This is a genomic window from Streptomyces sp. NPDC019443, from assembly GCF_044389785.1.
Classification (GTDB): Bacteria; Actinomycetota; Actinomycetes; order Streptomycetales; family Streptomycetaceae; genus Streptomyces.
Window position 1 is genome coordinate 99,659 of the sequence record NZ_JBIRYJ010000006.1, and the last position, 12,379, is coordinate 112,037.

A 12,379-nucleotide genomic window follows, 5' to 3' on the forward strand; every position below is an offset into this window, starting at 1 on the left:
GCGACGGGAATCGAACCCGCGTAGCCAGTTCGTGGATCGCCCGCGTCCGGCTCTGGGCCTGAGGCTGGATCACAGCGGCCTCACCCTCGTGGCCAGCAGCTCCTGCAGCCGCTCCAGCTCACCGGCCCGGCCGACGAACACCCCGGACGCCGATCCCGGCAGATTCGCAGCCCCCGGCGGCGCACTCGCCGCGGCCGGGTCTGTACCGCTCACGGCTGCACAGTGGCATTGTCACCGGTGATCGCGTTGGTGATCGTCTGTGCGGCAATCGCCCGCTCACCCGACGCGGTCACCGTCACCGGCCCGGCCGGCAGCAATCCCGCCAGCTCCCGCAACAGTTCCCCGTCCTCCCGCAACGCCCGCTTGATCTGCTGGCGCAACGCAGCCGCCGCATCCTCATCCTCCGGCTCATCCACTGCGTCCTGCACCGCCGCCTCCAGCTCGGCACGACCCTCCTGGTCACGGCGACGCCACACCGCCTGCAGCATGCGCCGCCCCACATTCGCCGTCGCCTCGACCGCAGCGCTCTCCGTCCGCGTCAACACCCCAGCGCCATAAGCCCCCAGAGCTGCCGTCAGATACGGCCCCGCCTGCGCCACATACTGAACGATCTCCGCACTCATTCCCGACCCCCTGACACTCTCGGCCTCGACTCGCCGGCAACCCAGCGTAGGAACATGTCACGTCACGTAAGCGGAAAACGCAAAACTGCCATGCCCGGTTCCACGACACCTGGCCCGCGAGACAGGCCCTCATGCGATCCCGTGATCCACGGGCGACAAGTGCACCCGGCGCGCAGTTCGGCTCCATGCGCGCCACTGCCGAACGGGAGCGGCTGATCGGCCAGGCCCTGAGCGCCGTCGTCGAGCGGGCACGGAAGCAAGATCCCAACCAGAACGGGCACGCAACGGGCACATAGGCCGCAACGAAGACCGGAAACGCATCAGGGCCAGGCTGAGGATGAACCTCCGACCTGGCCCTGAGCCATCAAGAGCGGGCGACGGGAATCGAACCCGCGTAGCTAGTTTGGAAGACTAGGGCTCTACCATTGAGCTACGCCCGCAAGCATCGCACCGCAGGTCACGAGGGCCGCGGTTACGAAGAGCATCGTAGCGGGTCCGGGGCCGCTGCCGCACACCCCATTCCGCCCGCAACGCCTCCCTGAAAGCCTCACGGAGAATGCGGCAGCCGCATGGCCTGCGGGCATGTACCCTACGTGTCGCACCGACGGGGTGTGGCGCAGCTTGGTAGCGCGTCCGCTTTGGGAGCGGAAGGTCGTCGGTTCGAATCCGGCCACCCCGACCATCAGCACGATCGCCCCTCAAGATCGCATTGTGGGGCGCATCCTCCTTGCGGCTACTATGCAAACTGCGTGCCCGTGTGTCCGACGCGTCCGACGAACAGCCGGCGAGTGGGACGGAGAGCCGGGCCGATCCGCTGAGCCGCCTCCAGTGCGGCGGACGCAGCAGAACCCCAGAATCAGCCACCAAGGAGACCGAACCGTGAAGAGCGCCGTGGAGACCCTGAACCCGACTCGGGTTCGGCTCACTGTCGAGGTGCCCTTCGAGGAGCTCAAGGACAGCCTCGACGCGGCGTACAAGAAGATCAACCAGCAGGTCACGGTCAAGGGCTTCCGTAAGGGCAAGATCCCGGCCCGAGTGATCGACCAGCGGTTCGGCCGTGGTGCGGTGCTGGAGGAGGCGGTCAACGACGCCCTCCCGAAGTTCTACACCGAGGCGGTCAACGAGGCCTCGGTCAACCCGCTCGGCCAGCCCGACGTCGACATCACGGAGCTGAAGGACGGCGAGACGCTCGCCTTCACCGCCGAGGTCGACATCCGTCCGGCCATCGAGATCCCGGACTACTCCGGCATCGAGGTCACCGTCGACGCCGTCGAGGTCAGCGACGAGGACGTCGAGAAGTCGGTTGAGCAGCTTCGCGAGCGCTTCGCCTCCACCAACCCGGTCGAGCGTGCCGCCGCCGAGGGCGACGTCGTGACGATCGACCTCGAGGCCAAGGTCGACGGCGAGGTCCTGGAGGACGGCGTCGCGAGCGGCGTCCAGTACACGATCGGCTCCGGCGAGCTGCTCGACGGCATCGACGAGGCCGTCACCGGCCTGGAGGCCGACGGCGAGGCCACCTTCACCTCCGAGCTCAAGGGCGGCAGCGCCGAGGGCAAGGCGGCCGAGGTCACCGTCAAGGTCACCGCCGTCGCCGCGCGCGAACTCCCCGAGCTCGACGACGACTTCGCTCAGATGGCGAGCGAGTTCGACACCCTCGAGGAGCTGAAGGCGGACAGCCGCAAGCGCCTCGAGAACATGAAGCAGTACGACCAGGCCACCCAGGCCCAGGAGCGCGTCCTGGACGAGCTGCTGAAGCTGGCCGAGGTGCCGATCCCCGAGAAGCTCCTCGAGGACGAGGTCAACACCCGTAAGCACAACCTGGTGAACCACCAGCTCGCCCAGATGGGCCTCGACCTCGCCAAGTACCTGGAGATCCAGGGCAAGACCGAGGAAGAGTTCGATGCCGAGACCAAGGAGCAGGCGGTCAAGGGCATCAAGACCCAGTTCATCCTCGACGAGCTGGTCAACAAGGAGAAGCTGAACGTCAACCAGGAGGAGCTCACCGAGCACCTCATGCGGCGTGCTGCCTCCTCCGGCATGAGCCCCGACCAGTTCGCCCAGGCGGTCGTCGAAGGCGGCCAGGTGCCGATGCTCGTGGGCGAGGTCGCCCGCGGCAAGGCGCTCGCCGTGGTCGTCGAGTCCGTCAAGGTCATCGACACCAACGGTGAGCCCGTCGAACTCGAGGACGACGAGGACGAGGCCGAGACCGCCGCAGAGACGGTCGAGGCCGCCACCGAGGGTGACGGGGACACGGAGAAGACCGAGGCCTGAGCCTCGCGCTGACCCCTACGACGGGCCCCGGACGCACCCTGCGCCCGGGGCCCGAGTCGTACTGCTGTGCCCCTGGGCACCTTGCGCTCCGAGCGAACAGTTCGGGAACCGGGATGGCGTTGTCCCACCTGCGCGTTAGGGTCCATGAATACGAGGGCAGGGGAGTCCCCGCCCCCAGTACGAAGACGCTGAGACGGCCGCAGCCGTCAGAGACGAGCAGGTGGATACGTGACGAATCTGATGCCTTACGCCGCGGGTGAGCCGTCCATCGGTGGTGGCCTCGGCGACCATGTCTACAACCGGCTGCTCGGTGAGCGGATCATCTTCCTCGGCCAGCAGGTCGACGACGACATCGCCAACAAGATCACGGCGCAGATGCTGCTCCTTGCCGCCGAACCGGACAAGGACATCTACCTCTACATCAACAGCCCCGGCGGCTCGGTGACAGCCGGCATGGCGATCTACGACACCATGCAGTACATCCCGAACGACGTGGTCACGATCGGCATGGGCATGGCGGCCTCGATGGGTCAGTTCCTGCTGACCGGCGGCACCGCGGGCAAGCGCTTCGCGCTCCCCAACACCGACATCCTCATGCACCAGGGATCGGCCGGCCTCGGTGGTACCGCCTCGGACATCAAGATCCAGGCCGAGTACCTGCTCCGCACGAAGAAGCGCATGGCGGAGATCACCGCCCATCACTCCGGTCAGACCGTCGAAACGATCATCCGTGACGGTGACCGCGACCGCTGGTACACCGCTGAAGAGGCCAAGGAGTACGGCCTCATCGACGAGATCATGGCCTCCGCATCGGGCGTTCCGGGCGGCGGCGGCACCGGCGCCTGAGCCCTGAGCTCCGAGCTCCGAGCCAGACAGTCCGCGCCCCCGGCCACCCCAGCCCACAGAACGCCACCAGGATGGTGAACACCGACATGAGTAACTTCCCCGGCGCCTCCGCCAGCGGCCTCTACACCGGCCCGCAGGTGGACAACCGCTACGTCGTCCCGCGCTTCGTCGAGCGCACCTCGCAGGGCGTGCGCGAGTACGACCCGTATGCGAAGCTCTTCGAGGAGCGCGTGATCTTCCTCGGCGTGCAGATCGACGACGCTTCCGCCAACGACGTCATGGCGCAGCTGCTGTGCCTGGAGTCGATGGACCCGGACCGCGACATCTCGATCTACATCAACAGCCCTGGTGGCTCCTTCACCGCGCTGACCGCGATCTACGACACGATGCAGTTCGTGAAGCCGGACATCCAGACGGTCTGCATGGGCCAGGCGGCCTCCGCCGCGGCCGTGCTGCTCGCCGCCGGTACCCCCGGCAAGCGGATGGCCCTGCCGAACGCCCGCGTGCTGATCCACCAGCCGTCCTCGCAGACCGGCCGTGAGCAGCTCTCCGACCTGGAGATCGCGGCCAACGAGATCCTGCGGATGCGTACGCAGCTGGAGGAGATGCTGGCCAAGCACTCCACCACGCCGATCGAGAAGATCCGTGACGACATCGAGCGTGACAAGATCCTGACCGCCGAGGACGCCCTTGCGTACGGCCTCGTCGACCAGATCGTCTCGACCCGTAAGAGCACGGCCGCAGCGGCCGCCTGACCGGACCGGCGCCCTTGGCGTGGTGCACGACAATGTGAACCGCGCCAAGGGGGGCCCGAACGGGGGGCCCGGCAAGGTACCGTCGGATATGAGGCACCAGGAGCTGGCTGAACCAAGCTGCTCCCAGGCGAAGGGGAAGCACCTCGTGGCACGCATCGGTGATGGCGGCGACCTGCTCAAGTGCTCGTTCTGCGGTAAGAGCCAGAAGCAGGTGAAGAAGCTCATTGCAGGCCCCGGTGTGTACATCTGCGACGAGTGCATCGACCTCTGCAACGAGATTATCGAGGAGGAACTCGCCGAGACCTCCGAGGTGCGGTGGGAGGAACTGCCCAAGCCGCGCGAGATCTACGAGTTCCTCGAGGGGTACGTCGTCGGGCAGGAGCCCGCGAAGAAGGCCCTCTCGGTAGCGGTGTACAACCACTACAAGCGCGTCCAGGCCGGCGAGAACGGCGGCGGGGCGGGCCGGGACGACGCGATCGAACTGGCCAAGTCGAACATCCTGTTGCTCGGCCCGACCGGGTCCGGCAAGACGCTGCTCGCCCAGACCCTGGCCCGGATGCTCAACGTCCCGTTCGCCATCGCCGACGCGACGGCGCTGACGGAGGCGGGGTATGTCGGCGAGGACGTCGAGAACATCCTGCTGAAGCTCATCCAGGCGGCCGACTACGACGTCAAGAAGGCCGAGACCGGGATCATCTACATCGACGAGATCGACAAGGTCGCCCGCAAGAGCGAGAATCCGTCGATCACCCGGGATGTGTCGGGCGAGGGCGTCCAGCAGGCCCTGCTGAAGATCCTTGAAGGCACGACTGCCTCGGTCCCCCCGCAGGGCGGCCGGAAGCATCCGCACCAGGAGTTCATCCAGATCGACACGACGAACGTGCTGTTCATCGTGGGCGGCGCCTTCGCCGGACTGGAGAAGATCATCGAGTCGCGGGCGGGCGCGAAGGGCATCGGCTTCGGCGCGACGATCCGCTCCAAGCGCGAGATCGAGGCGAGCGACCAGTTCCAGGAGGTCATGCCGGAGGACCTGGTGAAGTTCGGGATGATCCCGGAGTTCATCGGCCGCCTCCCGGTCATCACCTCGGTCCACAACCTGGACCGCGAGGCCCTGCTCAAGATCCTGGTCGAGCCGCGCAACGCCCTGGTGAAGCAGTACCAGCGCCTGTTCGAACTGGACGGCGTGGAGCTGGACTTCGACCTCCCGGCGCTGGAGGCGATCGCCGACCAGGCGATCCTGCGCGGCACCGGCGCGCGTGGCCTGCGGGCCATCATGGAAGAGGTCCTCATGTCGGTCATGTACGAGGTGCCGTCCCGCAAGGACGTCGCGCGCGTGGTCATCACGTCGGATGTCGTCCACAACAACGTGAACCCGACGCTGGTGCCGCGGGAGCCGCGGATCGTGAAGAACGACGGCCGTCACGAGAAGTCGGCGTAACTCAGCCACACGGATCAGCTGCACGAAAGGGGCGCCCGGCCGTCAACTGGCCGGGCGCCCCTTCGAGTTGGGATCTTGGGGATCAGACCTTGGTGCGCGAGGTCTTGTAGAGCTTGGCGGCAAGCTCGGCGACCTGGTCCTGCGACATGGCCTTGCCACCCTTGCCCATCATCTGCGCCACGTCGATGACGTTGACGGAGGCGATGGTGCTGTAGTCGGCCCAGACGCAGATCGGGATCTCCATCTCCTTCGGACCGGTGGCCGACGAGCCGGAGTCACTCGTGTTCTTGAGCTTGGCGTTCTGGCACTTCATCAGGGCGCCCTCGAAGCCGGAGGGCGTGACCGAGGTGGGACTGCCGATGAGTTCGACGTCGACGTCCTTGTCCTCCTCGTCGTCCTTCTTGATGCTCGCGAAGTAGCCGTCGACCGCCTTCTCGGGGTCGGTGACTTCTCCCCACAGCCCGCCGAGGGTGAGAACCTTGCCGCCCTTGAGCGGATCGCTCGCGTCGCCGGCCTTGTAGGAGGCGGCAACCTCGGTCGGGTTCTTGATCCCGAGTGCCTCAGCCTCCTTCTTGTCCTTGCCGGTCGAGGGCTTCGACTTCTCGGCGCCGTCCCTCTTGTAGTCGTCGACCGAAGCCGCCGGTGTGAGCTTGTACCCCTTGGTGTCGTCCGCGACGTCACTGTTGCCGCCACTACCACCCAGCAGGTAGAACGCGCCGCCGCCGATCACCGCGAGCGCCACGACCACCGCACCGATGATCAGGCCCGTCTTCTTCTTGGGCGCGGGCGGCGGGGGCGGAACCTGGCCGGGGTACTGGGGCTGCTGGCCGTACGGGCCCGGCTGCTGGGGCTGGCCCCACTGATCCTGCTGCGGCGGGACGCCCTGCGGGGCCTGCTGCGGGTAGCCGTAACCGGGCTGCGGCTGCGGAGGCTGCTGCGGGTACCCGTAGCCGGGCTGCGGGGCCTGCGGCGGCTGCTGGCCGTAGGGACCCGGCTGACCGTACGGTCCGGGCTGCTGAGGCTGGCCGCCGTACGGGCCCGGCTGGTTGTAGCTCATTACGGGGTTCCCCTCCAGATACTTATGTGGTTCGAACATCCTGGCCCAAGCGCCCGGCCCATGGGGCGGCGGGGGTCACACCGTTACCGAAGAATCCCGTTTCAGTACGGCCCTGTGACACCTCTAAACTGAGCCCGTGACCGAGAACGCTCAGCAGCAGCCAGCCAGCAACCCCGAACTGCCGACCCAGTACGCGCCGGCCGAGGTGGAGGGGAAGCTCTATGAGCGCTGGGTAGAGCGCGGTTACTTCACGGCGGACCCCAAGAGCGAGAAGCCGCCGTACACCATCGTCATCCCGCCGCCGAACGTCACGGGCTCCTTGCACCTGGGCCACGCCTTCGAGCACACGCTGATCGATGCACTCACCCGCCGTAAGCGGATGCAGGGTTACGAGACGCTGTGGCAGCCCGGCATGGACCACGCCGGTATTGCCACCCAGAACGTCGTTGAGCGCGAGTTGGCGAAGGAAGGCAAGTCCCGCCACGACCTCGGCCGCGAGGCGTTCGTCGAGCGTGTCTGGCAGTGGAAGGCTGCGTCCGGCGGGCAGATCTCCGGCCAGATGCGCCGCCTCGGCGACGGCGTCGACTGGAGCCGCGAGCGTTTCACCATGGACGAGGGCCTCTCCCAGGCTGTCCAGACGATCTTCAAGAGGCTCTATGACGACGAGCTGATCTACCGCGCCGAACGCATCATCAACTGGTGCCCCCGCTGCCTGACGGCCATCTCGGACATCGAGGTGGAGTACCAGGACGACGACGGCGAGCTGGTCTCGATCCGCTACGGCGAGGACGACACCTCGATCGTGGTCGCGACGACCCGAGCCGAGACGATGCTCGGTGACACCGCGGTCGCGGTCCACCCCGAGGACGAGCGCTACGCCCACCTCGTCGGCACAGAGATCGAACTGCCGCTCACCGGCCGCCGAATCCCTGTCGTCGCCGACGCGCACGTCGACCCCGAGTTCGGCACGGGCGCCGTCAAGGTGACGCCCGCCCACGACCCGAACGACTTCGAGATCGGCCAGCGCCACAATCTGCCCTCGCTCGCCGTCCTTGACGAGCGCGGAGTCATCACGGCCCACGGCCCGTTCCAGGGCCTGGACCGTTTCGAGGCCCGTTCCGCCATCGTCGGCGCGCTGCGTGCCGATGGCCGGATCGTCGCCGAGAAGCGTCCGTACACGCACTCCGTCGGCCACTGCTCGCGCTGCAAGACGACGATCGAGCCGCGGCTGTCCATGCAGTGGTGGGTCAAGGTCGGCCCGCTCGCCCAGGCCGCGGGTGACGCGGTCCGCGACGGCCGCGTGAACATCCATCCGAAGGAGATGGAGTCCCGGTACTTCGGCTGGGTCGACAACCTGCACGACTGGTGCATCTCGCGCCAGCTGTGGTGGGGTCACCGCATTCCCGTCTGGTACGGGCCGAACGGCGAAGTCGTCTGCGTCGGACCGGACGAGCAGCCGCCGACGGGCGAGGGCTGGACCCAGGACACCGATGTCCTGGACACCTGGTTCTCCTCCGGCCTGTGGCCCTTCTCCACCCTCGGCTGGCCCGAACAGACCGAGAGCCTCGAGAAGTTCTATCCGAACTCCGTCCTGGTCACCGGGTACGACATCCTCTTCTTCTGGGTCGCCCGGATGATGATGTTCGGCCTGTACGCGATGGACGGCACCCCACCGTTCCACACCATTGCTCTGCATGGCATGGTCCGCGACCAGTTCGGCAAGAAGATGTCGAAGTCCTTCGGCAACGCGGTCAACCCGCTGGACTGGATGGACACTTACGGCTCCGACGCCGTGCGGTTCACACTGGCCCGTGGTGCCAACCCGGGGGTGGATGTCCCAATCGGCGAGGACTGGGTCCAGGCCTCCCGTAACTTCGCCAACAAGATCTGGAACGCGACCCGCTTCGCGCTGATGAACGGCGCGACGGTGGAAGGCGAACTGCCCGACCCGGCGCAGATGTCGGCGGCGGACCGGTGGATCCTCTCCCGGCTCAACGCGACCGTGGCCGAGGTCGACGCGTACTACGAGGACTACCAGTTCTCGAAACTGTCCGACGCCCTCTACCACTTCGCCTGGGACGAGGTCTTCGACTGGTACGTCGAGCTGTCCAAGACGACGTACTTCGCGGGCGGCGAGCAGGCGCGTGTCTCCGGCCGCGTCCTGGGCGAGGTCCTCGACGTCACGCTGCGGCTGCTGCACCCGATCGTCCCCTTCGTCACCGAGACGCTGTGGACCACGCTCACCGGCAAGGAGTCCGTCGTCATCGCCGACTGGCCGGCCGACAGCGGCTTCCGGGACAAGGCCGCCGAGCAGGAGATCGAGCTGGTCCAGCGGGTCGTCACCGAGGTCCGCAGGTTCCGCTCCGACCAGGGCCTGCAGCCCGGCCAGAAGGTCCCGGCCCGGCTCACCCTGGACGGCACCGCGCTGGCGCCGCACGAGGCGGCCATCCGCCAGCTGCTGCGTCTGCAGCCGGAGGGCGAGGGCTTCAGCGCCACGGCGACGCTCCCCGTCGCGGGGGCCACGGTCGCGCTGGACCTGTCGGGCACCATCGACGTCGCCGCGGAGCGCAAGCGGCTGGCGAAGGACCTGGCCGCGGCGGAGAAGGAGAAGGCGCAGGCGACGGGCAAGCTCGGCAACGAAGCGTTCCTCGCGAAGGCGCCGGACAACGTGGTCGAGAAGATCCGCACCCGCCTCGCCAAGGCGGAGGAGGACATCGCGCGGATCACCGCGCAGCTGGACCGGCTGCCGGAGGCGTAGGCCGTACACGAGTCGTCCGCGAGAGGCCCCGGGGATTCCCCGGGGCCTCTCGCGGCGTAAACCCCCTTCACGCCCCGTTCCGAACATCCCGAAAAGGGCGGGGTGAACGTCCTGTCACTGCTCCTCCGTAGACTGGCCCTGTGAGTGAGCAGCCCGACCCTTTCGACGAGATCGTCGACGCAGAGACCGACCGTGACCCCGACCTGGCGGTGATCGAGGCCGGTAGCCGTACCCTGCGCGCGCAGGCCGGGTCGCCCCAGGGTGACCCCGTGCCCGCCCGGCCCGCAGACCCAGAGGTGGACAAGGCGCTGCGCGCGGTGGAGCAGGAGCTCGCCGGGCGCTGGGGTGAGACCAAGCTGGAGCCCTCCGTCGCCCGTATCGCGGCGCTGATGGATGTGCTGGGCGAGCCCCAGCGCGCGTACCCCTCGATCCACATCACGGGGACGAACGGCAAGACGTCCACGGCCCGCATGATCGAGGCCCTGCTTGGCGCCTTCGATCTGCGCACCGGCCGGTACACCTCGCCGCACGTCCAGTCGGTCACCGAGCGGATCAGCCTGGACGGCGCCCCGATCGAAGCCGAGCGTTTCATCGAGACGTACGAAGACATCAAGCCGTACATCGAAATGGTCGACGCGGCTCAGGAGTTCCGGCTCTCCTTCTTCGAGGTGCTGACCGGGATGGCGTTCGCCGCCTTCGCCGACGCGCCCGTGGATGTGGCGGTCGTCGAGGTCGGCATGGGCGGCAGCTGGGACGCGACGAACGTCATTGACGCCTCCGTCGCCGTCGTCACGCCCATCGACCTGGACCACACCGACCGGCTCGGCTCCACCCCCGCCGAGATCGCCGTCGAGAAGGCCGGCGTCATCAAGCAGGGCGCGACGGTCATCATGGCGCAGCAGCCGGTTGACGCCGCGCAGGTGATGCTGAAGAAGGCCGTCGAGGCCGACGCCACGGTCGCCCGCGAGGGCATGGAGTTCGGCGTCGTCTCCCGCGAGGTCGCGGTGGGCGGCCAGTTGGTGACGCTGCGCGGACTCGGCGGGGAGTACGAAGAGATCTTCCTCCCGCTGTACGGGGCTCACCAGGCGCACAACGCCGCGGTGGCGCTTGCCACGGTCGAGGCGTTCTTCGGCATCGGCGCCGAGCAGGCCCGCACGCTGGACATGGACACGATCCGCAAGGCGTTCGCCGCGGTGGCCTCGCCCGGCCGCCTGGAGGTCGTGCGCCGCAGCCCGACGGTCGTCCTGGACGCCGCGCACAACCCGGCCGGCGCCCGCGCGAGCGCGGCGGGTATCACCGAGTCCTTCGGCTTCTCCCGTCTCATCGGCGTGGTCGGCGCGTCCGGCGACAAGGACGTCCGGGGCTTCCTGGAGGCGTTCGAGCCGATCTTCGCGGAGGTCGTCGTCACTCAGAATTCGAGCCATCGCGCGATGGACGTGGACGAGCTGGCGGCGGTCGCGGTCGAGGTCTTCGGCGACGAGCGGGTGGTCGTGGAGCCGCGTCTCGACGACGCGCTGGAGGCGGCGATCACGCTTGCCGAGGAGGAGTCCGAGTTCGCGGGCGCGGGCGTCCTGGTGACCGGCTCGGTGATCACGGTCGGCGAGGCCCGGCTGCTCCTGGGGAGGGGCTGACATCTGATGCGTACGCTCTGTGCATCCACCCTGATCGGCGAATTCTTTGTGATCGGTTTCGCCGGTCTTGTCGCCATGAAGTCCGACGACCTTTCGGCGGCGACGGTCTGGACGGTCTGCGGCGTCGGCATGCTGCTCTCGGTCCTGCTCTGCGGGATGCTCAGCCGCCCCGGTGGGGTGCAGCTCGGCTGGGCGCTGCAGATCGCGCTGGTCGTGAGCGGTTTCGTGGTGCCGACGATGTTCTTCCTCGGGGCGGTCTTCGCGGGCCTGTGGTGGGCGTCGGTGCACTTCGGCCGCAAGATCGACGAGGCGAAGGCCCGCTGGGCGGCGCAGGCCTCGTCAGAGCCTGACGCTGCGTAATCGGTGCCCCTTCCGGCCCTGTAGCCTCGAAACTCCTGAATCCGCACTGAAGGAGCCCGAACCGTGAGCCAGCGCACGCTCGTCCTGCTCAAGCCCGACGCCGTACGCCGCGGCCTGATCGGCGAGATCATCGGCCGGATCGAGGCCAAGGCCGGCTGGACCATCAGCGCGCTGGAGCTGCGCACCCTCGACCAGGAGACCCTGGAGCAGCACTACGGCGAGCACAAGGGCAAGCCCTTCTACGAGCCGCTGGTCGAGTTCATGGCGTCGGGTCCCGTCGTCGTGCTGGTCGTCGACGGCGAGCGGGTCATCGAGGGCCTTCGCGCGCTGGCCGGCCCGACCGACCCGATCGCCGCAGCGCCCGGCTCCATCCGCGGCGACTTCGGCACCATCGTCAGGGAGAACCTCATCCACGCCTCGGACTCCGAAGAGTCCGCCATTCGGGAACTCAAGATTTTCTTCCCTGGACTTTCCTGATTGGCCGTCAGCCATACAGCGCTCATGACCTGGGGCGACCGAAGGAATTTCGGTCGCCCTTCGGCATACGACCGCGCTTTGCGGGAACGCATCGCTGCAACACCTCGTCACCTATACAGAGGCGGGCCACCGCGCCGTGTCCGTGCAGGCGGCACTACGATGA

At 67.7% G+C, this 12,379-nt stretch carries 11 protein-coding genes and 2 tRNA genes; 9 read left to right on the top strand and 4 right to left on the bottom strand.

The window, feature by feature from the left end; genetic code table 11:
* Positions 1-69: 69 nt before the first annotated feature.
* The 3 genes from ACH492_RS20610 to ACH492_RS20620 form a co-directional block, all read right to left on the bottom strand.
* A complete protein-coding gene (locus ACH492_RS20610; protein ID WP_398988550.1) occupies positions 70-213 on the bottom strand; it encodes a hypothetical protein in 144 nt (47 codons plus the stop codon).
* Positions 210-623 carry a hypothetical protein gene (locus ACH492_RS20615; RefSeq protein WP_398988552.1) on the bottom strand — a complete coding sequence of 138 codons (414 nt, stop codon included), beginning with the start codon at positions 621-623 and terminating at the stop codon, positions 210-212. The genes ACH492_RS20610 and ACH492_RS20615 overlap by 4 nt, the downstream gene beginning before the upstream one ends.
* A gap of 369 nt (positions 624-992) precedes the next feature.
* Positions 993-1,063 (bottom strand) — tRNA-Gly (locus tag ACH492_RS20620).
* Between the two features lie 165 nt (positions 1,064-1,228).
* Here ACH492_RS20620 and ACH492_RS20625 point away from each other — a divergent pair.
* From ACH492_RS20625 to clpX, 5 genes are all read left to right on the top strand, one after another.
* Positions 1,229-1,305, top strand: a tRNA-Pro gene (locus ACH492_RS20625).
* A gap of 197 nt (positions 1,306-1,502) precedes the next feature.
* On the top strand, positions 1,503-2,894 hold the full coding sequence (tig, locus tag ACH492_RS20630; protein ID WP_398988554.1) for a trigger factor: 1,392 nt from the start codon (positions 1,503-1,505) through the stop codon (positions 2,892-2,894).
* A 228-nt stretch (positions 2,895-3,122) separates the two neighbouring features.
* Positions 3,123-3,740 carry an ATP-dependent Clp protease proteolytic subunit gene (locus tag ACH492_RS20635; protein WP_398988556.1) on the top strand — a complete coding sequence of 206 codons (618 nt, stop codon included), beginning with the start codon at positions 3,123-3,125 and terminating at the stop codon, positions 3,738-3,740.
* Positions 3,741-3,811: 71 nt separating this feature from the next.
* On the top strand, positions 3,812-4,495 hold the full coding sequence (locus tag ACH492_RS20640; RefSeq protein WP_356226350.1) for an ATP-dependent Clp protease proteolytic subunit: 684 nt from the start codon (positions 3,812-3,814) through the stop codon (positions 4,493-4,495).
* A gap of 145 nt (positions 4,496-4,640) precedes the next feature.
* A complete protein-coding gene (gene clpX, locus ACH492_RS20645; RefSeq protein ID WP_307663518.1) occupies positions 4,641-5,933 on the top strand; it encodes an ATP-dependent Clp protease ATP-binding subunit ClpX in 1,293 nt (430 codons plus the stop codon).
* Positions 5,934-6,015: 82 nt separating this feature from the next.
* Here clpX and ACH492_RS20650 read toward each other — a convergent pair whose 3' ends face one another.
* Entirely contained in the window at positions 6,016-6,990 is a 975-nt protein-coding gene (locus ACH492_RS20650; protein ID WP_398988559.1) for a hypothetical protein, read from the bottom strand.
* A 136-nt stretch (positions 6,991-7,126) separates the two neighbouring features.
* Here ACH492_RS20650 and ACH492_RS20655 point away from each other — a divergent pair, with 136 nt between their 5' ends.
* The 4 genes from ACH492_RS20655 (at position 7,127) to ndk (ending at position 12,216) form a co-directional block, all read left to right on the top strand.
* Positions 7,127-9,748: a valine--tRNA ligase gene (locus ACH492_RS20655; RefSeq protein ID WP_398988561.1), complete on the top strand. Its 2,622-nt coding sequence runs from the start codon at positions 7,127-7,129 to the stop codon at positions 9,746-9,748.
* Positions 9,749-9,888: 140 nt separating this feature from the next.
* The gene (locus ACH492_RS20660) at positions 9,889-11,379 is read left to right on the top strand and encodes a bifunctional folylpolyglutamate synthase/dihydrofolate synthase (RefSeq protein ID WP_398988563.1); all 1,491 of its coding nucleotides are present in this window, start codon (positions 9,889-9,891) and stop codon (positions 11,377-11,379) included.
* A gap of 6 nt (positions 11,380-11,385) precedes the next feature.
* Positions 11,386-11,739 (top strand): DUF4233 domain-containing protein, encoded by a 354-nt coding sequence (locus ACH492_RS20665; protein WP_307663525.1) that lies wholly within the window; start codon positions 11,386-11,388, stop codon positions 11,737-11,739.
* 63 nt (positions 11,740-11,802) lie between these two features.
* Positions 11,803-12,216, top strand: coding sequence for a nucleoside-diphosphate kinase (ndk, locus tag ACH492_RS20670; protein WP_398988566.1), 414 nt, complete (start codon positions 11,803-11,805; stop codon positions 12,214-12,216).
* Positions 12,217-12,379: the final 163 nt, after the last annotated feature.

Excerpts from the sequence above, each read along its gene's own strand:
- ACH492_RS20650 (WP_398988559.1), bottom strand. The coding sequence starts at position 6,990 with ATGAGCTACAACCAGCCGGGCCCGTACGGCGGCCAGCCTCAGCAGCCC.
- ACH492_RS20665 (WP_307663525.1), top strand. The coding sequence starts at position 11,386 with ATGCGTACGCTCTGTGCATCCACCCTGATCGGCGAATTCTTTGTGATC.
- ACH492_RS20640 (WP_356226350.1), top strand. The coding sequence starts at position 3,812 with ATGGTGAACACCGACATGAGTAACTTCCCCGGCGCCTCCGCCAGCGGC.
- ACH492_RS20615 (WP_398988552.1), bottom strand. The coding sequence starts at position 623 with ATGAGTGCGGAGATCGTTCAGTATGTGGCGCAGGCGGGGCCGTATCTG.